This window comes from Pseudomonas sp. 1121_17 (assembly GCF_052850745.1).
On sequence record NZ_VXCX01000009.1, the window covers coordinates 185,868 to 207,538 of the forward strand.

Annotated in this window: 24 protein-coding genes; 15 read left to right on the forward strand and 9 right to left on the reverse strand. The window is 58.7% G+C overall.

The genetic code is table 11. The features are described from left to right. Positions 1-399 precede the first annotated feature (399 nt). Positions 400-1,806 (reverse strand): heavy metal sensor histidine kinase, encoded by a 1,407-nt coding sequence (locus tag FW789_RS17390; RefSeq protein ID WP_100852535.1) that lies wholly within the window; start codon positions 1,804-1,806, stop codon positions 400-402. Beyond that, on the reverse strand, positions 1,806-2,483 hold the full coding sequence (locus FW789_RS17395; protein WP_100852534.1) for a heavy metal response regulator transcription factor: 678 nt from the start codon (positions 2,481-2,483) through the stop codon (positions 1,806-1,808). Before FW789_RS17395 ends, FW789_RS17390 begins: the two co-directional genes overlap by 1 nt. Before the next feature lie 165 nt (positions 2,484-2,648). Between FW789_RS17395 and FW789_RS17400 the strand changes: the two genes are divergently transcribed. From FW789_RS17400 to FW789_RS17425, 6 genes are all read left to right on the forward strand, one after another. Continuing rightward, positions 2,649-2,855 (forward strand): co-regulatory protein PtrA N-terminal domain-containing protein, encoded by a 207-nt coding sequence (locus FW789_RS17400; protein ID WP_100852533.1) that lies wholly within the window; start codon positions 2,649-2,651, stop codon positions 2,853-2,855. A gap of 181 nt (positions 2,856-3,036) precedes the next feature. After that, positions 3,037-4,902, forward strand: coding sequence for a copper resistance system multicopper oxidase (locus FW789_RS17405; RefSeq protein WP_100852532.1), 1,866 nt, complete (start codon positions 3,037-3,039; stop codon positions 4,900-4,902). A 14-nt stretch (positions 4,903-4,916) separates the two neighbouring features. Then, a complete protein-coding gene (locus FW789_RS17410) occupies positions 4,917-5,192 on the forward strand; it encodes a hypothetical protein (protein WP_100852698.1) in 276 nt (91 codons plus the stop codon). Then, positions 5,182-6,297: a copper resistance protein B gene (locus tag FW789_RS17415; RefSeq protein ID WP_100852531.1), complete on the forward strand. Its 1,116-nt coding sequence runs from the start codon at positions 5,182-5,184 to the stop codon at positions 6,295-6,297. The genes FW789_RS17410 and FW789_RS17415 overlap by 11 nt, the downstream gene beginning before the upstream one ends. Before the next feature lie 10 nt (positions 6,298-6,307). Further along, positions 6,308-7,090 (forward strand): c-type cytochrome, encoded by a 783-nt coding sequence (locus FW789_RS17420; protein WP_100852530.1) that lies wholly within the window; start codon positions 6,308-6,310, stop codon positions 7,088-7,090. After that, entirely contained in the window at positions 7,080-7,535 is a 456-nt protein-coding gene (locus tag FW789_RS17425) for a DUF411 domain-containing protein (protein WP_100852529.1), read from the forward strand. The genes FW789_RS17420 and FW789_RS17425 overlap by 11 nt, the downstream gene beginning before the upstream one ends. A gap of 105 nt (positions 7,536-7,640) precedes the next feature. Here FW789_RS17425 and FW789_RS17430 read toward each other — a convergent pair whose 3' ends face one another. Together FW789_RS17430 and FW789_RS17435 are read right to left on the reverse strand one after the other, a co-directional pair. Next, positions 7,641-7,829, reverse strand: coding sequence for an AbrB/MazE/SpoVT family DNA-binding domain-containing protein (locus FW789_RS17430; RefSeq protein ID WP_100852528.1), 189 nt, complete (start codon positions 7,827-7,829; stop codon positions 7,641-7,643). 133 nt (positions 7,830-7,962) lie between these two features. Then, positions 7,963-8,295 (reverse strand): DUF2790 domain-containing protein, encoded by a 333-nt coding sequence (locus tag FW789_RS17435; protein WP_100852527.1) that lies wholly within the window; start codon positions 8,293-8,295, stop codon positions 7,963-7,965. Between the two features lie 514 nt (positions 8,296-8,809). Here FW789_RS17435 and FW789_RS17440 point away from each other — a divergent pair. Both FW789_RS17440 and FW789_RS17445 read left to right on the forward strand, forming a co-directional pair. Then, the gene (locus FW789_RS17440; RefSeq protein WP_446431801.1) at positions 8,810-9,379 is read left to right on the forward strand and encodes a TetR/AcrR family transcriptional regulator; all 570 of its coding nucleotides are present in this window, start codon (positions 8,810-8,812) and stop codon (positions 9,377-9,379) included. Between the two features lie 60 nt (positions 9,380-9,439). Continuing rightward, positions 9,440-9,916 (forward strand): nuclear transport factor 2 family protein, encoded by a 477-nt coding sequence (locus FW789_RS17445; protein WP_103435504.1) that lies wholly within the window; start codon positions 9,440-9,442, stop codon positions 9,914-9,916. A gap of 5 nt (positions 9,917-9,921) precedes the next feature. Here the strand turns inward: FW789_RS17445 and FW789_RS17450 are convergent, their stop codons facing one another. Continuing rightward, positions 9,922-10,791: a helix-turn-helix domain-containing protein gene (locus FW789_RS17450; RefSeq protein ID WP_446431794.1), complete on the reverse strand. Its 870-nt coding sequence runs from the start codon at positions 10,789-10,791 to the stop codon at positions 9,922-9,924. A gap of 131 nt (positions 10,792-10,922) precedes the next feature. Between FW789_RS17450 and pobA the strand changes: the two genes are divergently transcribed. The 3 genes from pobA to cfaB all read left to right on the forward strand — a co-directional run bounded on the left by pobA (position 10,923) and on the right by cfaB (position 14,167). Beyond that, complete coding sequence (gene pobA / locus FW789_RS17455; RefSeq protein ID WP_207072830.1) at positions 10,923-12,107, forward strand: 4-hydroxybenzoate 3-monooxygenase; 1,185 nt, start codon at positions 10,923-10,925, stop codon at positions 12,105-12,107. A gap of 61 nt (positions 12,108-12,168) precedes the next feature. Continuing rightward, positions 12,169-12,894, forward strand: coding sequence for a transporter substrate-binding domain-containing protein (locus FW789_RS17460; RefSeq protein ID WP_103435507.1), 726 nt, complete (start codon positions 12,169-12,171; stop codon positions 12,892-12,894). Between the two features lie 88 nt (positions 12,895-12,982). Further along, entirely contained in the window at positions 12,983-14,167 is a 1,185-nt protein-coding gene (gene cfaB, locus FW789_RS17465; protein ID WP_207072832.1) for a C17 cyclopropane fatty acid synthase CfaB, read from the forward strand. 6 nt (positions 14,168-14,173) lie between these two features. On the opposite strand, the gene cls is transcribed toward cfaB, so the two are convergent. After that, positions 14,174-15,613, reverse strand: a complete 1,440-nt coding sequence (gene cls, locus FW789_RS17470) for a cardiolipin synthase (RefSeq protein ID WP_186700292.1) — start codon at positions 15,611-15,613, stop codon at positions 14,174-14,176. Between the two features lie 130 nt (positions 15,614-15,743). Here cls and FW789_RS17475 point away from each other — a divergent pair, with 130 nt between their 5' ends. Beyond that, the gene (locus tag FW789_RS17475; RefSeq protein WP_186700294.1) at positions 15,744-16,277 is read left to right on the forward strand and encodes a DUF3617 domain-containing protein; all 534 of its coding nucleotides are present in this window, start codon (positions 15,744-15,746) and stop codon (positions 16,275-16,277) included. Between the two features lie 49 nt (positions 16,278-16,326). Here FW789_RS17475 and folE2 read toward each other — a convergent pair whose 3' ends face one another. Then, positions 16,327-17,205, reverse strand: a complete 879-nt coding sequence (folE2, locus tag FW789_RS17480) for a GTP cyclohydrolase FolE2 (protein ID WP_446431795.1) — start codon at positions 17,203-17,205, stop codon at positions 16,327-16,329. A gap of 114 nt (positions 17,206-17,319) precedes the next feature. Between folE2 and zigA the strand changes: the two genes are divergently transcribed. Together zigA and FW789_RS17490 are read left to right on the forward strand one after the other, a co-directional pair. Further along, positions 17,320-18,528 (forward strand): zinc metallochaperone GTPase ZigA, encoded by a 1,209-nt coding sequence (gene zigA, locus FW789_RS17485; RefSeq protein ID WP_207072836.1) that lies wholly within the window; start codon positions 17,320-17,322, stop codon positions 18,526-18,528. A gap of 121 nt (positions 18,529-18,649) precedes the next feature. After that, positions 18,650-19,624, forward strand: coding sequence for a CobW family GTP-binding protein (locus tag FW789_RS17490; RefSeq protein ID WP_446431796.1), 975 nt, complete (start codon positions 18,650-18,652; stop codon positions 19,622-19,624). On the opposite strand, the gene FW789_RS17495 is transcribed toward FW789_RS17490, so the two are convergent. Beyond that, on the reverse strand, positions 19,615-20,016 hold the full coding sequence (locus FW789_RS17495; RefSeq protein ID WP_103435513.1) for a DUF3301 domain-containing protein: 402 nt from the start codon (positions 20,014-20,016) through the stop codon (positions 19,615-19,617). The two genes, FW789_RS17490 and FW789_RS17495, sit on opposite strands and share 10 nt — an antisense overlap. A 120-nt stretch (positions 20,017-20,136) precedes the next feature. Here FW789_RS17495 and pdxY point away from each other — a divergent pair, with 120 nt between their 5' ends. Continuing rightward, positions 20,137-21,009, forward strand: coding sequence for a pyridoxal kinase PdxY (pdxY, locus tag FW789_RS17500; RefSeq protein WP_186700301.1), 873 nt, complete (start codon positions 20,137-20,139; stop codon positions 21,007-21,009). On the opposite strand, the gene FW789_RS17505 is transcribed toward pdxY, so the two are convergent. Next, positions 21,006-21,491, reverse strand: coding sequence for an acyl-CoA thioesterase (locus FW789_RS17505; RefSeq protein WP_101322816.1), 486 nt, complete (start codon positions 21,489-21,491; stop codon positions 21,006-21,008). The genes pdxY and FW789_RS17505 overlap by 4 nt on opposite strands. Positions 21,492-21,671: the final 180 nt, after the last annotated feature.

Below are 21,671 nucleotides of genomic sequence, written 5' to 3' on the forward strand. Positions count from 1 at the left end.
GAAATTAAGAGGGAATCAGACGCGGGGAGGCCGCCATGGATCGGGGGGAGAGCCTGTCGCTATGCCTACCGCGTAGGTATCGGCAGGTCGTGGCTTAGCAAAGGTCAGCCCAGGCGTCAGGAAGCTGAGCTGCACGGTACTGGCAGTCCTGCACTCCTGGCCGACCTTGCAGGATTTGGCGTGATCGCCGGCCTTGCCCAGGTCTTGGTCCTGGCAGCAGTCATGATCCATACCCGCCATCATTTCCATGCCCATGGTCTGCATTGGGCAAGGTTCAGTCGCCGAATCGATGCCCGCCATCCCGTTAAGCGGAAGCGCCACGATAAGCATCAGGATGGTGAGCAGTCGAATGAACCGATTCATGATGGGCGAGTATAGGTTACCGGGATGAGTTCAGCATTAAGGGGTTGGGGCTGCACTAACCAACCGCTTGGAGGCTGGGAGACTGATGAAGAAGGTTGTGACACCCTCCGCTGAAGTACACCAGATTCGTCCGCTGTGAGCCTCGATGATAGAGCGGGTTATGGACAAACCCAGGCCTGCATTGCTTGGGCCGCCTTCGCGCCTGGCTGGATCGGCTCGATAGAATCGGTCGAAGATCTTGCCAATGTGCTGGGGATCGATGGTTACCCCGCTGTTACGCACGGAAAGCGTCACCCTTTCAGGCGTCTGCTCGATCTGCACTGATATCTCGTTGCCTTCCGGGGTGTAGCGCAACGCGTTGGATAGGAGGTTGGAAAGCGCCCGGTCAATCATCAGGCGATCGCCACGAACCTTACCCTGCCCGTGCAGGGTCAGCTGGGTGCCTTGATCCTCAGCCAGGAACTGGTAGTACTCGAACAGCTTGGATACGAGTTCAGAGAGCTCCACATCGATCTGCTCGGGCACGATCAGACCGTTATCAGCCTTGGCGAGGAACAGCATGTCGTCGATCATGCGCGACATGCGCTTGAGGTCTTCCAGGTTCGAATAGAGGTTTTCCTCATAGGCATCCAAGTCACGCTTCTTGGTGAGCACCACTTCGGTATGGGTCAGAAGGTTGCTGACTGGCGTTCTCAACTCGTGAGCGATATCGGCAGAGAAGTTGGACAACCGAACGAATGCATCTTCCAATCGTCCCAGCATCCCGTTGAAAGACAGGATGAGCTCCTGAAGCTCTAGCGGCACGGGCTCCAGGGGAATGCGCTCGCGGAGCGATCGTGCCGACATCCCGGTGGCCACTTTGGTGATTTGTCCAACAGGCCGAAGCCCACTCTTGGCCACGACCCAGCCCAAGCCTGCGCTCACAATCGCGCTGATCACCAGGCCAATTCCGAACCACCATTGCAGGGTGACAAAGAAATGCGCGTGAGTGGTGACATCGAGCATCAGCACGGCCGTCACCGGTTCCGGCTCGCCTGCAATGGTCAGCTGGGCGGTAATGCCGCGAAAGTTCTGCGATTCATCCTGCCATTCCCAGACCGCACCCCGGTGCGCCTGCTCGAATCGCTGAGGAATTTGGGAGGCTTTGGGGTCTGAAAAAAGGACCGTACCGTCAGCCTTGGTGATTTTCGCCGACAAATCCTGATGTGCGCCGAGCAATGCCCGCAGCTGCTGCTCCTGATCGTGGAGCCCGCCTCGCGCTGCTGAGATGGACAGGATATGACGCGTTGACTCCAGCTTTTCGGAAAGCGCCTGCTCATCCAGCATCCGGAAATGGTGCTGACTGAGCCCGTAGAAAGCCACGCCGGCAACCACCAGGACAGCAGTCACCGCGAACATGAACATCAGGGTCAGTCGCTTGACGAGCGATGATTGCGGGCGCATCACTCGGGCACATCCATCATGTAGCCCATGCCTCGGGCGGTATGGATGAGCTTTGGCGCAAAGTCGTCATCTATTTTGGCCCGCAATCGGCGAATCGCTACCTCGATCACGTTGGTGTCACTGTCGAAATTCATGTCCCAGACCTGGGAAGCGATCAGCGACTTGGGGAGCACCTCGCCGCGTCGGCGCATGAGCAGCTCCAACAGGCAAAACTCCTTGGCAGTAAGGTCAATCCGCTTGCCGTTTCGCGTAGCTCGACGCTTGAGCAGGTCTACCTCAAGGTCTGCCATCTTCATGGTGGTTTGAGCAGAACCACCATTGCCTCTGCGCAGCAACGTGCGAACCCGAGCCAGTAGCTCCGAGAACGCAAAGGGCTTCACCAGGTAATCATCAGCGCCCAGTTCCAAACCTTTCACGCGGTCGTCTACGCCGTCTCGGGCCGTCAAGAAAAGGACTGGCACATCCTGACCCGCCGCACGGATCTTGCGCAGGACCTCCCAGCCATCGAGCCCCGGCATCATCACGTCGAGGATCAGCAAGTCATACGCTTCGCTCTGTGCCTGTTGCAGGGCGTCAGTGCCTGTCATCACCCGGTCAACGGTGAAGCCGGCTTCTGTCAGGCCTTGCTGGAGGTAGACACCGGTTTTCGGCTCATCTTCGGCTACGAGTAATTTCATCTGCTCTCATCCACGCGGGGTGCATCTCCAGTTTGCAGGAAAAAAGACGCCCAACCAGAAGCTGACGGAAAAGTAATGTCGAGATCAGTTTTCTGACAGCACCGCGAAGCTAACTTGACCCTGTACCTGACGCCATGAGGCGCAGAACCCACTGAGGATCTCCAGATGAACATGGTCAAAGCAATTGTGATGGTCGTCACCTTTGGCGCGGCAGGCCTCGCCCTGGCAGAGGGCGGCGCGGACCGGACCTTTGCGCGGATGGAAGCGGCTCGCCAAAGCTCCATGCAGGCCTACCAGGTTGCGCAGCAGAAGAAAGAGCAGACGCCGGTCGCCGCCCAGTCCAGCAAGCACGCTGGCCACGAGAGCTGCTGATCCGAGCTTACAGAAATGTAATCACCCCGGAATCTGAACTATGGCAGTTTCAGACTACGGCCTCTCATCAGCCTCGCGCAGTGGCGCAAGTCTAAGAGACTGGTGAGAGCTCCAATGAACCCAACGGCTGCGCCATCGAGCAGCCTGGATATCAGCGATCTACCTGACTGGACGCAACGGCATGCAAAGCAAAACCACGAGACGATCATTCGTCAAAGGCCTGGCCGCTACCGGACTTCTGGGTGGGCTGGGCATGTGGCGCGCGCCGGTCTGGGCCGTGACCAGCCCTGGCCAACCGAACGTGCTCACCGGCACGGACTTCGACCTGTATATCGGTGAACTGCCCGTCAACATCACGGGTGCAGCTCGTACGGCCATGGCCATCAACGGCTCCGTGCCAGGGCCGATCCTGCGATGGCGCGAAGGCGACACCGTGACGCTGCGCGTACGCAACCGGCTGAAACAAGACACCTCCATTCACTGGCACGGCATCATCCTGCCCGCCAACATGGACGGTGTGCCGGGCTTGAGCTTCCACGGCATCGCTCCCGATGGCATGTACGAATACAAGTTCAAGGTCCACCAGAACGGCACCTACTGGTATCACAGCCACTCAGGCTTCCAGGAACAGTCCGGGGTCTATGGGGCGTTGGTGATCGATGCCAAGGATCCAGAGCCGTTTGTGTACGACCGTGATTACGTCGTCATGCTCAGCGATTGGACAGATGAAGACCCGGCGCGGGTGCTCTCCAAACTCAAGAAGCAATCTGACTACTACAACTTCCACAAGCGTACGGTCAGCGACTTCGTTGACGATGTGAGCGAGAAAGGCTGGTCGGCCGCTGTAGCGGATCGGAAGATGTGGGCTGAAATGAAGATGAGCCCCACCGACCTCGCTGATGTGAGCGGGTATACCTACACCTACCTCATGAACGGCCAGGCTCCGAACGGCAACTGGACGGGTATCTTCAAGCCCGGCGAGAAGATCCGCCTGCGCTTTATCAACGGCTCGGCCATGACCTATTTCGATGTCCGCATTCCTGGGCTCAAGATGACGGTTGTGGCTGCTGACGGCCAGTACGTCAAACCCGTATCGGTCGATGAGTTCCGGATTGCCGTTGCCGAAACCTACGATGTCATCGTCGAACCTGAAAACGAGCAGGCCTATACGATCTTCGCGCAATCCATGGACCGTACCGGGTACTCCCGAGGCACCCTGGCGGTTCGTGAAGGCTTGCAAGCGCCCGTACCGGAGGTAGATCCGCGCCCGATCATCGCCATGAGCGATATGGGCATGGACCACGGCAGCATGGGCGGAATGGATCACGGCAGCATGGCTGGCATGGACCAAGGCAACATGGCCGGCATGGACCACAGCAAGATGGCTGGGATGGACCATGGCAGCATGGCCGGCATGGACCACAGCAAGATGGCTGGAATGGACCATAGCAACATGGCCGGCATGGATCACAGCACGATGGCTGGGATGAGTCATGAGGGCATGGCCGGCATGAGCGGTGCAATGCAGAGCCATCCGGCTTCCGAGACCAACAACCCGTTGGTCGATATGCAGACCATGTCGCCGACCCCGAAACTGAACGATCCGGGAATTGGCCTGCGCAACAACGGGCGCCGAGTGCTGACCTACGCCGATTTGCGGAGCACCTTCATCGATCCCGATGGTCGAGAGCCTGGACGCACAATCGAACTGCACCTTACCGGCCACATGGAGAAGTTCGCGTGGTCGTTCGACGGTATCAAATTCTCCGACGCTGAACCGCTGCGGTTGAAATATGGCGAGCGTCTTCGCATCACCTTGGTCAACGACACCATGATGACTCACCCCATCCATCTCCACGGTATGTGGAGTGATCTGGAGGACGAGAACGGCAACTTCATGGTTCGCAAGCACACCATCGACATGCCACCTGGCTCAAAACGAAGCTATCGCGTCACCGCAGATGCCTTGGGACGTTGGGCCTATCACTGTCACCTACTGTTCCACATGGAAATGGGCATGTTCCGAGAAGTCCGTGTGGACGAATGAACTGGAGATTTGAGATGAGCAAACCAATGAAACGAAGCGCCTTTTTCCTCTCCGCTGCGGTGGTCGGCATGTTGGCTGTTTATGCCCCGTCGTCGTGGTCTAGCGACAACCATGATCAGCATTCCCAGAAATCCACCGAGGCCGGTAAAGCCAAAGGCTCGCAGGACAAGCAGGGCCAGGGGATGAACCATGAAGGCATGGACCATGGGTCCATGGAAGGTATGGACCACGACAAAATGATGGAATCGCATGGCAGCGACAAAGCTAAGGCAGGGAAAGATGGTCAATAGCCTTGGGCGGCCTTCGCTGCTGGCCCTGACTGTTTCAATCGGCATGCTGGGCGTAACGCCCAGCTTCGCCGCTGAAGAAATGGATCACTCGGGCATGGATCATTCGAAAATGGGGCACGGTTCCATGCAAATGGAAGCTGCTCCGTCCGAATCGATGCCGGCGATGGATCACAGCAAGATGGGGATGAGCAAACAGCAGAAACAGCCTGCCCCTGTTGATCACAGCCAGATGGGGCATGCTCAAAGCCAGAGCAAATCCAGCCCGGTGGACCATAGCAAGATGGACCACAGCAAAATGGGCCATGGAAACATGAAGGGCATGGATCACGGTTCAATGAAGGGCATGGACCATTCCCAGATGAATCATGGTTCAGCGACTTCTCCGACCACAACGAGCCGCACGCCGATTCCAGTGCTCACTGATGCCGACCGCGAGGCAGCCTTTCCGCCTTTGGGTGGCCACCAGGTGCACGACAGCGGAATCAACAGCTTCTTTCTGTTGGACCAGCTCGAATACCAGGACGCCGATGAGGGCAGCACCCTGGCTTGGGATGCATCTGGCTGGGTAGGTAGCGACATCAATCGACTCTGGGTTCGGTCGGAAGGCGAGCGCACCAACGGGGTAACCGAAGATGCTGAGCTGCAACTGCTATACGGGCGCTCGGTCAGTCCTTGGTGGGACGTGGTCGCCGGGGTCCGTCAGGATTTCAAACCGGAATCACCGCAGACCTGGGCAGCCTTTGGTATTCAGGGCATGGCCTTGTATGACTTCGAGGCCGAAGCTACGGCGTTCATCGGCGAAAACGGCCAGACTGCTGCGCGTCTTGAAGGCGAATACGACATCCTGCTGACCAATCGCTTGATTTTGCAGCCCACGGCTGAGGCGAACTTCTATGGCAAGAACGATCCTGAGCGCGGTGTTGGATCGGGTCTGGCCAATACCGAAGTCGGGCTGCGTCTACGGTATGAAATCGTCCGCCAGTTTGCCCCGTACATAGGCGTTACCTGGAGCCGCTCCTACGGCAACACCGCTGACTTCATCCGAGACGAGGGTGGAGATGTTGATGAGGCACGCTTCGTTGCCGGTATCAGGATGTGGTTCTGAGAATTCCAACATGAAAAGAACAATTACAACGCTGCTTGTGGCCGGTGCTGTCGGAAGTGCTGCGGTATTGGGCACCGCGTATTTCGGCTTGGTGAATGTCGGCGCCGATGATCCTCACTTCCCGGCTGTCCATTCGTTTCTCGCCATGGCTCGCGACCGGTCGATTGAGGTTCGAGCGCGAGACATTGAAGTGCCTGACCTGAAGAACGCTGCGTTGATCAAGGCAGGCGCAGGCAACTACAACGCCATGTGCATTGGGTGCCACCTCGCCCCTGGCGTTGGGAAGACAGAACTTAGCCAAGCGCTATACCCGTCGCCACCTGACCTCACCAAGGTGGGTGTCGGAGGCGATCCGGCTGCCGCATTCTGGACGATCAAGCACGGTATCAAAGCCACCGGCATGCCCGCTTGGGGCAAGAGCATGGGTGATGAGTACATCTGGGGAATCGTCGCGTTCCTGGATCAACTTCCCCAAATGAATCCCGAGCAGTACATGGCTTTGGTGGCCACGAGCGGTGGCCACCAGCACGGCGGCGGTGAAAGCGATATGCATAACCATGAGGGCCAGCACGGCGGGAGCGGTCATGCCGAGCATGGCGATCACGACGAAGCGGCAGACGACGATCATGCCCAGGCAGCTCACGACCATGGAGCTGCACCCGCAGGCGCCGCCCAAGCCGCAGATCATCACGGCGACCACAATGCGGCCGAAGCCCATTCGGACGCCCACCCGAAACCGTCGACAAAGACGCATGTTCACAAAGACGGTAAGGAGCACACTCATGCCAACTAACCGGATACTCGTTCGTCTAGCCGCTATCGCTGGGCTGCTGGTCACCTCGGCGACCTACGCTGCCGAGCCTTTGTCCATCGACGTTCACCGAGACGCGAACTGCGGTTGCTGCAAGAAATGGATCACGTACCTGGAAGCCAATGGTTTCAAAGTGACCGACCATGTTGAGACGGACATGAGGGCAGTGAAACAGAAGCTGGGCGTAGCGCCACGGTTAGCGTCCTGCCACACAGCCGTGATTGACGGAAAGTTTGTTGAAGGTCACGTGCCAGCTGAGCAGATTCGAGAACTCAAGGAGCGGAACGATCTGGAAGGGATCGCCGTGCCAGGAATGCCAGCTGGATCCCCAGGCATGGAGGTTGATGGCGTAAGCCATGCTTACCAAGTCATTGGGTTAACCAAAAGCGGCGAGGACCTAGTAGTCGCCAGCTATCCAGCCAAATAACGCACCGACCACAAGGACGGCAGTAGGCTGACTGCCGTCCCATATTTCCCCGCTCGAAAGCGTCATCAGCTCAACACGACGGCACAGAGGGCCTGCAAAGCGTACCTAATCAGATTCACGGCGCTCGCGGACTGGCTTGAGTACGATATCGCCGTTGATAAGCTCGATGGAGAGCCTGTCGCCCGTCGTGATCCCTAGCTCGCGCAGAATGTCGTCGGGTAATTCCACAATCACATCGCCGGAGCCGTCGCCGGGATCAAGGCACTTAACCGTGGTGCGCGCTGATTCAGTCATTGGTCTCTCCTGCCTGAGCTACCAATCCTCATCGTACTCCACCAGTCATGAAAGCCGGTAACCAGGCGATCGCCGGAATTGACGCTTCAACCCGGCTTTTTATCAGTGTAACTCCTGCCCGCTTGATCAGTGCTCAGTTCTGGCCCCGGCAACCGATACCAGCGGTCCGGTACTCAAGGATTTTCAGGTCTCCATTGGAATCCTCGTAGTTCATCTGTGCTGGCATCACGTCACAGCTCGCCTTGGTCGATGTCATGCTGATTACCCTCGCCACGTCGAGCCGCATCCCGTAGCGATAATGGATCACCTCCGGTGGCTTCTTATCATTGGCGGCTGCATAAGCTCGCATAGCTTGCTCATTGGCCTGAATCATCTTCCCGTATAGACGGTCGGATCCTCCTTCGGCGATCGCGGCTGAGGAGGCCACAATGGCCAGGATGGCGGTGATGTTTCTAACGACTTTCATTTCAATCACTCCAAGAGACATGATTGAAGCTTAAGACTCTGCAGCTGTCATACACGTGAGCCGTGGATTACATCTGAGTAAGCTCGAGGAGAGCGAGATGCTGCATTGCAAGATGGTTTTTCACTAGGGTTGTCCAGCCTAGACTGCGAGCCGGCGGCGACTGAAAGCAGGGGAAAGCGGTATTGTTACTTAGTTTTTTAGCAAAACGTGGACCCGAAAAAACCAGCGCCGACGCCTCTGTTACCTTGTTATTTTCGCAAATTTCCGTCGACAGATTCGTCTCAGGTCAGCAAAAGGCAGTGGGTTTTGTTACTAGCTTATTTAGGAAACAACATTGGTTGGCCATGCAATATGGCTGACGCTAGAACGCCCTCCCGGACACACCACTCGCCCGCAATCCAAAGTAAATCTGTACGCCTGCCGGCTGCTTGCCTTTCCCCAGCGCTCACTCATCTATTCGAAAGTTCAGCAGTTGCTGCTTGACCGTGGAGAACGACCGTTCTACATTGAATCCATGAGCAGACCAACGATAGATCATCGAGACCAGATCCTCGCAACCGCCGAGAAGCTCATTTACCAGAACGGTATTCACGCCACAGGCATGGATCTACTGGTGAAGACCTCTGGCGTGTCCCGCAAGGCCATTTACAACCATTTCGCTACCAAGGACGAGGTGGCCGCTGCGGCGCTGAGTGCGCGCGATGTGCGATGGATGCAATGGTTTAGAACAGAGTGCGACAAAGCGGCCATGCCGTACGACCGTGTACTTAATATGTTCTCTGTTTTAAAGGGCTGGTTCGAATCCGAGGGTTTTTGTGGCTGTGCCTTCATCAATACAGCAGGCGAGGTTGGGAATCCCGATGATCCCATCCGCCAGATTGCAAAGCTGCACAAGCAAAAGCTCCTGGACTACACGCTTGAACTGACCGAGCAATTGAACACCGAGCAACCGTTGGTGTTAGCCAGGCAGTTACTGGTGTTGATGGAAGGCGCAATCACCATGGCGCGAGTTATGGGTGATTATCACGCTGCTGATGATGCAAAGGACGTTGCGCGGATGTTGCTGAAAGAGTTCACGCCCTAACGCTTGAGCTGCAGAGAAGCAACTCAAACTTATCTTTCCTGCTCGACTGGAGTCACGACCATGTCCAATGCCCAAACTCGCCCGCCACTTCCTCCTTTCACTCGCGAAACTGCGATTGAAAAAGTTCGACTGGCTGAAGACGGTTGGAACAGCCGGGATGCCGAGAAAGTCTCGCTCGCTTACACGCTGGATACCAAATGGCGTAACCGCGTTGAATTTGTCGCCAATCGCGAAGAAGCCAAAGGCTTTCTCACCCGTAAGTGGAAAAAAGAACTCGATTATCGCCTGATCAAAGAGCTCTGGGCCTTTACCGATAATCGCATCGCCGTTCGTTACGCGTATGAGTGGCATGATGACTCAGGTAACTGGTTCCGCTCCTACGGTAACGAGAACTGGGAGTTCGAAGCGGATGGCCTGATGCATCGTCGTTTCGCCTGCATTAACGACATGCCTATCAAGGAAAGCGAGCGCAAGTTCCACTGGCCTCTGGGCCGCCGTCCGGATGATCACCCAGGTCTTACCGAGCTTGGCCTCTAAAGCATCTAAACCTCCCGGCGTTGCAGCCGGAACTCTTTTGGCGTCAGCCCGGTAGCCCGCTTGAAGAAGCGCGAAAAGTAAGCCTGTTCGGCAAAGCCCAGACTGTCGGCCACCTGGCCGATGGTCATTGAGGTGTAGACCAGGTTGCGCTTGGCCTCGAGGATTACCCGCTGGTTGACCAACTGCAGCGCAGACTGGCCGGCAAGTTGCCGACACAGCGCATTGAGGTGGGCAGTGCTGACGCCGATCTGCCGGGCGTATTCATCAATCTGCTGGTGTTCCCGGAAGTGCTTTTCTATCAGCCGCGCCAGATGATCAAGGTGCTGCATCCCGCGCTCACGGGGTTTTGCGATGTGCTGAGCGCGCTCGCGAGCACGCCGTGAGATCCAGACCAGCAAGGCGCACAGCAGCGACTGCAACATCAAGTCGCGCTCCGGTCGGCGCAGTACGTATTCCTCGGTCAACTGGGCGAACAGCTGCTCCAGGTAGGCTCGGTCTTCGCCAGCCAGGTAGCAGTGTGCCTCAGCCATTGGCTTGCCTTCGAGCAGCGGCGCAAAGCGGTCGAGTACCGGCTTGGCCAGACTGATCACATAGCCTTGAATGTCCTCGGAAAAGCGAAACCCGTGAATGCTCATCACCGGAACGATCTGTAAGGCACCACCGCTCACTTGCTGTTCGACATCTTCGACCACGACTCGGGCCTGCCCGGCCTGCACGTAGAGCACTTGCGCCAGATCGCCGTGGCGGTGGGTCTTGATTTCCCAGTCATGCAGACGACTGCGCTCAGGAATCGACTCGCAGTGGATCAAATCTGGCGTCGGCCAGGACGTCTCGCCGTAAAGCTTGAACACCGGGATGCCATTCACATTCGCCATTGCCGATATCCGCAGATCCTCGAAAAGTCCTAAAAATAAAGCAGAAAGTGCCTTCTTATGGAACCTCTATCTGCGAAAAATACAGAACGACTAATCGTAACCCTGAGCCCCGGCTCATGAGGATAAGAACAATGAAGACTCAAATTGCCATTATCGGGGCGGGTCCGTCTGGACTGCTGCTCGGCCAGCTGCTGCAGAACGCCGGTATCGACAACGTGATCATCGAGCGCCAGAGCCCTGACTATGTCCTCGGCCGAATCCGCGCCGGCGTGCTTGAGCAGGGCATGGTCGATCTGCTGCGCGAGGCGGGTGTTGGTGCACGGATGGATCAGGAAGGGCTGGTGCACGATGGTTTCGAACTGGCCTTCAATGGTCGTGTCGAGCACATCAACCTGCGCGAACTGACTGGCGGCAAGACCGTGATGATCTACGGCCAGACCGAGGTCACCCGCGACCTCATGCAGGCTCGCCGGCAAAGTGGTGCGCCTACCTACTACGACGCCAGTGATGTGCAACTGCACGAGTTGAAGGGCGACAAGCCTTACGTCACGTTCATCCAGGACGGTAACCAGGTGCGCATCGATTGCGACCTGATCGCCGGCTGCGATGGCTATCACGGGGTTTCCCGCAAATCGATCCCGGACGGCGTGCTCAAGCAATTCGAACGGGTGTATCCGTTCGGCTGGCTGGGTGTACTGGCCGATACGCCGCCGGTCAACGAAGAACTGATCTACGCCAGCCATGAGCGCGGCTTTGCCCTGTGCAGCATGCGCTCGCCCACGCGCACTCGTTACTACGTGCAGGTCGCCAGCGATGAAAAAGTCGAAGACTGGTCGGATCAGCGCTTCTGGGATGAACTCAAAAGCCGTCTGCCCGAAGCCGTTGCCGCCAAGCTGATTACCGGCCCCTCCATCGAGAAAAGCATCGCGCCGCTGCGCAGCTTCGTGGTCGAGCCAATGCAGTATGGCCACCTGTTCCTGGTCGGGGATGCCGCCCACATCGTTCCGCCTACCGGCGCCAAGGGCTTGAACCTGGCCGCCAGCGACGTCAGCACCCTTTACCGAATCCTTCTCAAGTACTACCGCGAAGGCCGCCAGGACCTGCTCGAGCGTTACTCGCAGATCTGCCTGCGCCGAGTCTGGAAGGCCGAACGCTTCTCTTGGTGGATGACCTCGGTGTTGCATCAATTCCCCGGCACCGACGCCTTCAGTCAACGCATGCAGCAGACCGAGCTGGAATACTTCGTGAGCTCCGAAGCCGGGCGTAAGACGATTGCGGAGAACTATGTTGGCTTGCCGTACGAGGCGGTGGAGTGAATGATGGACGCCACACCTATACCCTCGGCAATCCAGCCAGCCATTGCAGCGGAACCCTTACATGCACGGAATGACCCCAGAAGTATTAGCCGATCTTGCTCCCGAAGGAACGCTGCGAGTTGCGATCAACTACGGCAATCCGGTCCTCGCCCAGCAGGGTGCTGATGGCACACCCTTGGGTGTGTCCGTTGCCTTGGCCAAGGCGCTCGCCGCTGAACTCGGTGTCGAATTGCAGATAACCGGATTCGACGCCGCGGGCAAGGTGTTTGCGGCGTTGGACCAAGACCTGTGGCGCGTCGCGTTCCTGGCGATCGAGCCGGTGCGGGCCGCTCAGATCGATTTCACCGAGCCCTATGTGCTTATCGAAGGTACCTATCTGGTCAAACGTGATTCAGCCTGGCAGCACGTGGACGAGCTTGATCAGGCTCAAACCCGTATCGCTGTGGGCAAGGGCGCGGCCTATGATCTGTATCTTTCCCGTACCCTGCAGCATGCGCAGTTGGAGCGTGCAGACACATCCCCTGCCGCCGTGGATCTGTTCATCGCCAACGGGCTGGATGCCGCTGCAGGGGTGCGTCAGCCGCTGGAGCAGTTTGCCTTGGATAACTCCGAGTACCGGGTAATGGACGGCTCGTTTACTGCTATTCGCCAGGCCATGGCAGTGCCACGCGGCAGGGATGCCGGCGCTGCATACGTTCGCGCGTTCATCGAGCGACGCCTGGCGGAAGGCTTTGTCCGTGGGGCGTTGTTGGCGAGCGGTCAGACTGACGTCAGCGCGCCTCGCTGACCCTGGGCCGACCAGCGTCAGCTCCCTGGCTGAGTAGCTGTACTACCCTGTTGCGAAGACGTCCGAACTTCACACGGGGGACTTTTTCATGCAAGCGCAACTTCCACCCGCACTGCAGCAGCTGCGTTTACCCTTGCGTCTCAAGCTTTGGGACGGCAATCAGTTCGATCTGGGGCCTAGCCCTCAGGTCACTATCCTGATCAAGGAACCGCAGCTGATCAGCCAGCTCAGCCACCCCAGCATGGGTGAGCTGGGCTCTGCGTTCGTTGAAGGCAAGCTGGAGTTGGAAGGCGACATCGGCGAGGCGATTCGTGTCTGCGATGAGCTCAGCGATGCCTTGCTGGTGGGGCAGCAGGACACTTCACCGGTACGCTCTGCGCACGACAAGCACACCGATGCGCAGGCCATCTCCTACCACTACGACGTGTCCAATGAGTTCTACCAGCTATGGCTGGACCAGGACATGGCCTACTCGTGCGCCTACTTCAAGGAGCCGGACAACACCCTTGATCAGGCCCAGCAAGACAAGTTCGACCACCTGTGTCGCAAGCTGCGCCTGCAGCAGGACGACTATCTGTTGGACGTCGGCTGTGGCTGGGGCGGGCTGGCGCGTTTCGCTGCGCGTGAGTATGGTGCCAAGGTGTTCGGCATCACCTTGAGCAAGGAGCAACTCAAGCTGGCGCGCCAGCGGGTCCAGGAGGAGGGGCTAGATAAGCGGGTCGACCTGCAGATTCTCGACTACCGCGATCTGCCGCAGGATGGCCGCTTCGATAAGGTGGTCAGTGTCGGCATGTTCGAGCATGTCGGCCATGCCAACCTTGACCTGTATTGCCAAACGTTGTTCGGCGCCGTGCGTGAGGGCGGGGTGGTGATGAATCATGGCATCACGGCGCGGCATGTGGATGGCCGACCGGTGGGTAGAGGGGCGGGCGCGTTCATCGACCGTTACGTGTTCCCCAATGGCGAGCTGCCGCATCTGTCGATGATCAGTAGCAGCATCTGCACCGCCGGGCTCGAGGTGGTGGATGTCGAGAGCCTGCGCTTGCATTACGCGAAGACGCTGCATCAGTGGAGTGAAAACCTCGAGCACCAGCTGCACCGGGCAGCAGCGATAGTGCCGGCCAAGACCCTGCGTATCTGGCGGCTGTATCTGGCGGGGTGTGCCTATGCCTTCAGCAAGGGCTGGATCAACCTGCACCAGATTCTTGCAGTCAAACCCTATGCCGATGGCCACCACGATCTGCCATGGACGCGCGAAGATCTGTATCGCTGAGCGCTCTCAAAGCACCGGAGATATCAGCCGAGCGATACGCATCCCAAGCTGTTGCAGGCGATGGGTATCGCGGCTGTCCTCGGCGGTGATCTCCCTAGAGTGGGAGAAGTCCTCCTGCAACATCGCCTCGACCTGATCGGCAAACGCGCGGTCCACGGTCAGCAGGGTGATTTCGAAATTCAGCCTGAACGAGCGGTTGTCCAGGTTGGCGCTGCCAATGGCGCTGACCTCATCGTCAACCAACACAACCTTCTGATGCAGGAAGCCTGGCTGGTAGCGGAACATGCGCACGCCGGCGCGCACCGCTTCGAAGGCAAACAGGCTGGAAGCGGCGTAGACCACGCGGTGGTCCGGTCGCGCCGGAATCAGCACGCGCACGTCCACGCCACGCATCACCGCCAGGCGCAATGCGGCAAACACGGCCTCATCGGGGATGAAGTACGGCGTGGTTATCCACACCCGATGCACCGCCGAATGGATAGCCTCGACGAAGAACAGCGAGCAGGTTTCCTGGGGATCAGCCGGGCCGCTCGCCAGCAGCTGGCAGAGCACGCCGTTGTCCGGGTAGGTGTCTTGCAGAATCAGCGGCGACAGCTCGCGCGTGGCCCAGTACCAGTCCTCGGCGAATGACTCCTGCAGGCAGGCCACGGCGGGGCCGTTGATCTGTACATGAGTATCGCGCCAAGGGGACAGCCGCGGGTTGCCGCCCAGGTATTCATCGCCCACGTTATGCCCACCGATAAAGCCGACTTCACCATCGGCCACGACGATCTTGCGGTGGTTGCGGAAGTTGACCTGAAAGCGGTTGAACCAGCCGCCGCGTGTGGCGAAAGCCTTTACCTGCACACCGCCATCGCGTAGTTCCTTCACATAGCTGGCGGGCAGCGCATGGCTGCCGATGCGGTCGTAGAGGACGAAAATCTGCACACCCTCGCCAGCCTTGCGCAACAGCAGTTGCTGTAGCTCGCGGCCGACGAAGTCGTCGTGGATGATGAAAAACTGGACCAACACCGCTTGCCGCGCTTTGTCGATCGCAGCAAAGATCGCGTCAAAGGTAGCCCGGCCATTGATCAGCAGCTTGACCTGGTTGTTCGCCAGGCACGGCATGCGACCGAGCTTGGGCATGGCGCGCAGGGCCTTGTAACTGTCCGACTCGCGCGCCGCCAATGCTTCTTCAACCCATGGCCGCCAGTTCAGGTTGGCCATCGCCACGTGCATTTCCTGGTTGGCCTGACGGCGCGCCTTGATATAGGCGTTGAACGAGCGGGCGCCGAAGACTAGATAAGGGATCAATGCCAGATACGGGATGAACAGCAACGGCATCGCCCAAGCAATTGCGCCCTGGGCAGTGCGCACGGTGAGCACGGCATGCAGTGCAGCTACCATCCCCAATAAATGAGTGAAGCCAATCACGTAACCGAAGAAATAGGGGCTGTGGTAATCCATGTGCATCCTGCTTGCTGAAAACACTACTGATAACAGACCACGGGGCTAGTGTAGCGTGCAACTGACTGACAAATTTGACGTCTAAGCTGAGTCCGGCCAGTTGCCCGGTTATGCCAAGGAGCATTTATTGATGAACATCCGCCTGCCCCTGTTCGCCCTGGTCGTGGGTCTGACCAGCCCATTGGTCCACGCACAAATGCTCCAGCCTGGGCTGTGGGAGCTGACCACCAGCGACATGCAGGTCGATGGCAAAGCGCTGCCCGACATGGGCTTCATGCTTGGTCAGCTGAAGAACCTGCCGCCTGAGCAACGGGCGATGATGGAAGGCGTGCTGGCTAAGCAAGGTATCACCGTTGGTGGCAATGGCGTGCGCTCGTGCCTGACACCGGAGCAGGTCAAGACCGACGATATTCCGCTGCAGGACCCCAAGTCCGGCTGCACCCAGAAGATCACTGACCGCACCGGCAAGGTCTGGAAGTTTGAATTCAGCTGCCCGAAAGCGCAGGGTCAGGGTGAAGCGACGTTCCTCAGTGACCGCGAATTCACCACCAAGGTCAACGGCACCTTCAATGCCTCGGGTGTGGAACAGAGGGGCAGCATGAATACCCGCGCGCTGTGGCTGGGTAGCGACTGTGGCACGGTCAAGCCACGGGTGGGAGGCTAAGCGCTGCTGTTGTTGCAACCGGCTGCCAACCCAGCAGCCGGTTGCTGTTTCACCAGCGCCATTCGCTGACGGCTACCGCATCGTGCGCATGCAGGCTCTCTGCATGCTCGACCTTTACGCTGAATCCATTTGCCCAAGGCAGCGCCTGCACCGCTACATGCAGGCGGCGGGCAGCATCTTCGCAGAACATCAGGTTCTGCCCATTGGCTAAAGCAAAGGCCTGCTCATCGGCGCGCTTCACCGCTGTCTGCACCGCAGTGCCCAATGCTGCCTCCATGCTATCTATCAGTACTCTGAAAGGCATTGTGTCGTCGTTCGTGGCTAACCGCACCTTGATTTGTGCTTCGCTGCGCTGGCTGTGCGGTGTGGCGACGATGCCTTCACTGCTGCCGAGCCAGGCAAGCACTGCCTCTTCCTGCAGTTCCACACCAGCGAAATCATCCAGGAACTGCTGCTGAATAAGCTGACGCGCCAGCGCAGCGGAGCATGGGCATGTCGAGGAATAGGCAATCCGCACGAATAGTTCCACGTGGAACATTTCGTTTTTGATCGACGCATCAACGGTTATTGGATAGCTCTTCCAGCCGGCTAGTGAGCTGATCAACGCCGGTCGATTGACCAGATAATCAAAACTCAGACTGCAATGAGCGGCCGTAGACAGGCCTTCGTGGGTGTCGAGGAACTCGCTGAGCAGGCGGCGCAAGACAAGAGGCGACAGTTCGTCCTGCTCAATGCTTTGCAATGCCAGGTACAAGCGCGACATGTGGATACCGCGCGAGCGTCCATCAACCAGATTGACGCCTGCGCTGGCGCGAGCACTCACCCGGTGCCCCTCGATGGTCACGGGCAGCGCGATGCCTTGCATGCCGACCCAATCCAGCGGCAGGGCCTGTGCGTCCATCTGTGCAGCAATATCGGGCAGGATCATGAGGGAGACTTCCGGGAGAGATTATTCGCAGGACGGGTTGGCCAAATTGTATTGTTATAATATAACATTAAGCAAATGCATCGTTTCGAATGCGTTCGCCTGATGAGGTTTGCCATGTCCACCCGTCTCCCCGTCACCGTGCTGTCTGGCTTTCTTGGCGCAGGCAAAAGCACATTGCTCAATCATGTGCTGCGCAACCGCGATAACCTGCGCGTCGCCGTCATCGTCAACGACATGAGCGAAATCAATATCGATGCCAGCGAAGTACAGCGCAACGTCAGCCTCAACCGCGCCGAGGAAAAACTGATCGAGATGAGCAACGGCTGCATCTGCTGCACCCTGCGCGAAGACCTGCTCGAAGAAGTGGCCCGGCTGGCCGAGGACGGCCGCTTCGATTACCTGCTTATCGAGTCGACCGGCATCTCCGAACCGCTACCAGTCGCCGAGACCTTCACCTTCCGCGATGAACAAGGTCGGAGCCTGTCTGACCTGGCCCGGCTCGACACCATGGTGACCGTGGTCGACGGGTTGAATTTTCTGCGCGACTACCAGGCCGCAGATACCTTGGCCAGCCGCGGTGAGACGCTGGGCGAAGACGATGAGCGTTCGATCAGTGACCTACTGATCGAGCAGATCGAGTTCGCCGATGTGCTGCTGCTGAGCAAGATCGACCTGATCGGCCAGGACCAGCGCAACGAGCTAATGGCGATCCTGCGCAGCCTCAATGCCCGCGCGCAAATCGTGCCGATGCTGATGGGCCAGGTGCCCCTGGCGCAGATTCTCGACACCGGGCTGTTCGACTTCGAGCAGGCAGCGCAGGCGCCCGGCTGGCTGCAGGAGCTGCGCGGCGAGCACGTACCAGAGACCGAGGAATACGGCATCGCCGCAAGCTCCTGGCAGGCGCGTCGGCCACTGCACCCGCAGCGGTTCTTCGACTTTATCCACAAGCCATGGACCAACGGCCGACTGCTGCGCTCGAAAGGCTTCTTCTGGCTTGCCAGCAAGTATCAGGAGGCGGGTAGTTGGTCGCAGGCGGGCGGCATGATGCGCTACAGCTATGCGGGGCGCTGGTGGTGTTTTGTGCCGGAGGACCAGTGGCCGCAGGACGACGCCAGCAAAGCTGCGATCCTTGGTCACTGGAGTGAGGAAGCCGGTGATTGCCGCCAGGAACTGGTATTCATCGGGCAGAATATCGACTTTGCACAGTTATCCACAGCGCTGGATGCGTGCCTATTAACCGATGAGGAGATGGCCGCTGGTTCTGACGCGTGGCTGAAATTTTCAGACCCTTTCGGCGCGTGGCATGAAGATATGGCAGCGTAAAACGATGCCTGTGGATAACCTTGCGATACGCAGGCTGGCCTTGACTGCCTGAGCGGGCGGGGCATAGTGGACGCTTCCGGTTACGGGGCCGCTTTGCCTCGCTCTGCGCAGAACCATCAGCATGCTCAAGAACATCCCCACCCACATTGTTGCCGGCCCTCTAGGAGCCGGCAAGACCAGCCTGATTGGCCATTTGCTTGCGCAAAGGCCTGCCAATGAGCGCTGGGCAGTGCTGGTCAACGAGTTTGGCCAGATTGGCCTGGACGCTGCGCTGTTGCACCGTGATGAAGACGGCGTTGCCATCGCTGAGGTTGCCGGTGGCTGCTTGTGCTGCGTCAATGGCGTGCCGTTTCAGGTTGGGCTGGGTCGGCTGCTGCGCAAAGCTCGCCCGGACCGGCTGTTTATCGAGCCGTCCGGCCTGGGTCATCCGTTGCAGCTGTTGCAGCAGCTAAGCCAGGCGCCCTGGGCCGGCATACTGCAGTTGCAGCACCTGATCATGGTACTGGATGCGTCAGCATTGGTCAGGGGAGAGCGCTTGGCAGAGGCGCAGCAACAAGCGCTGGCGGCAGCGGAGTTGTTGATAATCAACAAGGCCGACGCTGTGGATAGCTCTCAGCGGCTGGCGATAACCGCGCAGTTATCCGGCAAACCCGCTTTCTGGACCGAACAAGGACGGCTGGCAATCGCAGAACTTTTACAGTTTTCCACAGACCCGACCCATACTTTGACGGTTGCGCCGTTGCCTGAGGATAACTATCTCCACCCAGCCGGCTCATTGTGGACAAGTAGCGACAAGCCATTGTTTGCCGCTAAAAAAGGCGAAGGTGCTTGGAGCTGTGGCTGGCGCTGGCATCCATCCCAATGCTTCGAACAAGGCCGTATCGAGCATTTTCTGAGTACCACGCCCTGGCTCAGAGCCAAAGGAGTTATCCACAGCACAACTGGCTGGCAGTCGTTCAACGGGCTAGCTGACGGCGCTTTGCGGTGGCAGCCCAGCGAATGGCGCAAGGATTCACGGCTGGAGCTGATCTTCGAGCAAGAGCAGCCTGTAGCTGCGCTGCAGCAGGCCATGGCCGACTGCCGTATTCAGCGCTGATCGTTGCTCCAGCGGTTGTGCTCCTGGCGCCACTGCTGCATCTCGATCACGTTGTCGCTGCGTGGCGCCGGCTTTATCTCGAACGGGTAGGGCGCCAGTTCAATCTGCATGGTGTGTGCACCAAACTGTGTGACCGTACCCGGATGGCGCTGCTCGCCCGTCACGGTGAACTCGAAGTTGTAGATCCGCGCCAGGCGCTTGCGGCCGTTGGCGTCGCGGACAAAGCCAATACGCTTGAGCGCTACGGCCTCGTCCAGCAGCTCCAGGTCGAGTTTGGCGCAATGCTGTTTGACCCGCTCGAGGGCTTTCTCGCGCAGCCCGTGGTTATGCCACAGCCAGGCGCCGCCGCTGGCCAGCAGCATCAGGACGAAGAGGTTCTCCAGGGTCAACATTTGCATATGCTCCAAACAGGTAGATCCAGCTTAACTGCGTCCCTGGCCTGTCGTACAGGTGGCAATCGGGTTCATACTGCGCGACGTTCTTATCTTGAAATCAGTTTTGGAAACCTCTGCATGAAACGCACGCCGCACTTGCTCGCGATCCAATCCCATGTGGTCTTCGGCCACGCCGGAAACAGCGCCGCGGTGTTTCCCATGCAGCGCATAGGCGTGAATGTCTGGCCGCTGAACACGGTGCAGTTCTCCAACCATACTCAGTATGGCCAGTGGGCCGGAGAAGTGCTTGCTCCAGCGCAAATTCCTGCGTTGGTGGAAGGCATTGCCAGCATCGGCGAGCTGGGCAACTGCGATGCGGTGTTGTCCGGGTATCTGGGTAGCGCCGAGCAGGGCCGGGCGATTCTGGCCGGCGTCGAGCGGATCAAGGCGGTCAACCCCAAGGCGCTGTATCTGTGCGACCCGGTCATGGGCCATGCCGAGAAGGGCTGCAGCGTGCCGGCCGAGGTCAGCGAGTTTCTCCTGCAACAGGCCGCGGCCAAGGCCGATATTCTCTGCCCTAACCAGCTTGAGCTGGACAGCTTCAGCGGGCGCAAGGCGCAGTCGCTGGAAGATTGCGTGGCCATGGCGCGCAACCTGCTCGCCCGCGGGCCGCAGGTTGTGCTGGTCAAGCACCTGAGCTATCCCGGCCGCGCCGACGATTCTTTCGAAATGCTGCTGGTAACCGGCGAAGACTGCTGGCACCTGCGCCGACCGTTGCTGTGCTTCCCACGCCAGCCGGTTGGCGTCGGTGACCTCACCTCAGGGCTGTTCCTGGCTCGCGTGCTGCTGGGCGACAGCTGGCTGCAAGCGTTTGAATACACCGCAGCGGCTGTCCATGAGGTGCTGCTGGAAACCCAAGCCTGCGCCAGCTACGAACTGCAGCTGGTGCGAGCCCAGGATCGCATTGCCCATCCGCGGGTGCGTTTCGAAGCGCAGCGCCTGAGCGTTTAAATCGAGTCGGTTTTCAGGTCCTGGTAGCGTTTTTCCAGCTCCTGACGGATCTGCCGGCGCTGTTTTCCTTGGAGAAAGCGGCGTTTTTCTTCGCTGCTTTGCGGCAGGCGCGCCGGGACCGGGACTGGCCGGCGATTGTCATCCACCGCGACCATGGTGAAGAAGCAGCTGTTGGAGTGGCGAACGGAGCGCTCACGAATGTTCTCGGTCACCACTTTGATGCCGACTTCCATCGACGTATTGCCGGTGTAGTTGACCGATGCCATGAACGTCACCAGCTCACCGACATGCACGGGCTCGCGGAACACTACCTGATCGACCGACAGGGTCACTACATACGTACCCGCATAACGGCTGGCGCACGCATAGGCCACCTCGTCGAGGTATTTGAGCAAGGTGCCGCCGTGTACGTTGCCGGAGAAGTTGGCCATGTCCGGGGTCATCAGGACGGTCATAGTCAGCTGGGCGTTTCCAGGTTCCATAGAGTGCTCACGGTGAGATTGCGCTGAATCGGGGCTGGTATCTGCAGACACTTCTTGGTACCCCCTGTTGAAATTTCCGATCTAGATACGGGACGCCGCAGAGCGCTCCGTCGTCACGCGCATGGGCCGTCAGCGGTGTGTGCACCACAAGCGGGCAGCGGTCGAAGCTCGCATCACAAA

Coding starts and splice junctions, on each gene's coding strand:
- cls (WP_186700292.1), bottom strand. CDS start 15,613: ATGGATTACCACAGCCCCTATTTCTTCGGTTACGTGATTGGCTTCACT.
- FW789_RS17400 (WP_100852533.1), top strand. CDS start 2,649: ATGAACATGGTCAAAGCAATTGTGATGGTCGTCACCTTTGGCGCGGCA.
- FW789_RS17405 (WP_100852532.1), top strand. CDS start 3,037: ATGCAAAGCAAAACCACGAGACGATCATTCGTCAAAGGCCTGGCCGCT.
- FW789_RS17495 (WP_103435513.1), bottom strand. CDS start 20,016: ATGTTGACCCTGGAGAACCTCTTCGTCCTGATGCTGCTGGCCAGCGGC.
- FW789_RS17435 (WP_100852527.1), bottom strand. CDS start 8,295: ATGAAAGTCGTTAGAAACATCACCGCCATCCTGGCCATTGTGGCCTCC.
- FW789_RS17505 (WP_101322816.1), bottom strand. CDS start 21,491: ATGGAACCTGGAAACGCCCAGCTGACTATGACCGTCCTGATGACCCCG.
- folE2 (WP_446431795.1), bottom strand. CDS start 17,205: ATGATCCTGCCCGATATTGCTGCACAGATGGACGCACAGGCCCTGCCG.
- FW789_RS17430 (WP_100852528.1), bottom strand. CDS start 7,829: ATGACTGAATCAGCGCGCACCACGGTTAAGTGCCTTGATCCCGGCGAC.
- pdxY (WP_186700301.1), top strand. CDS start 20,137: ATGAAACGCACGCCGCACTTGCTCGCGATCCAATCCCATGTGGTCTTC.
- FW789_RS17450 (WP_446431794.1), bottom strand. CDS start 10,791: ATGGCGAATGTGAATGGCATCCCGGTGTTCAAGCTTTACGGCGAGACG.
- zigA (WP_207072836.1), top strand. CDS start 17,320: ATGTCCACCCGTCTCCCCGTCACCGTGCTGTCTGGCTTTCTTGGCGCA.
- FW789_RS17475 (WP_186700294.1), top strand. CDS start 15,744: ATGAACATCCGCCTGCCCCTGTTCGCCCTGGTCGTGGGTCTGACCAGC.
- FW789_RS17440 (WP_446431801.1), top strand. CDS start 8,810: ATGAGCAGACCAACGATAGATCATCGAGACCAGATCCTCGCAACCGCC.
- FW789_RS17420 (WP_100852530.1), top strand. CDS start 6,308: ATGAAAAGAACAATTACAACGCTGCTTGTGGCCGGTGCTGTCGGAAGT.
- cfaB (WP_207072832.1), top strand. CDS start 12,983: ATGCAAGCGCAACTTCCACCCGCACTGCAGCAGCTGCGTTTACCCTTG.
- FW789_RS17445 (WP_103435504.1), top strand. CDS start 9,440: ATGTCCAATGCCCAAACTCGCCCGCCACTTCCTCCTTTCACTCGCGAA.
- FW789_RS17425 (WP_100852529.1), top strand. CDS start 7,080: ATGCCAACTAACCGGATACTCGTTCGTCTAGCCGCTATCGCTGGGCTG.
- FW789_RS17490 (WP_446431796.1), top strand. CDS start 18,650: ATGCTCAAGAACATCCCCACCCACATTGTTGCCGGCCCTCTAGGAGCC.
- pobA (WP_207072830.1), top strand. CDS start 10,923: ATGAAGACTCAAATTGCCATTATCGGGGCGGGTCCGTCTGGACTGCTG.
- FW789_RS17410 (WP_100852698.1), top strand. CDS start 4,917: ATGAGCAAACCAATGAAACGAAGCGCCTTTTTCCTCTCCGCTGCGGTG.
- FW789_RS17395 (WP_100852534.1), bottom strand. CDS start 2,483: ATGAAATTACTCGTAGCCGAAGATGAGCCGAAAACCGGTGTCTACCTC.
- FW789_RS17415 (WP_100852531.1), top strand. CDS start 5,182: ATGGTCAATAGCCTTGGGCGGCCTTCGCTGCTGGCCCTGACTGTTTCA.
- FW789_RS17390 (WP_100852535.1), bottom strand. CDS start 1,806: ATGCGCCCGCAATCATCGCTCGTCAAGCGACTGACCCTGATGTTCATG.
- FW789_RS17460 (WP_103435507.1), top strand. CDS start 12,169: ATGCACGGAATGACCCCAGAAGTATTAGCCGATCTTGCTCCCGAAGGA.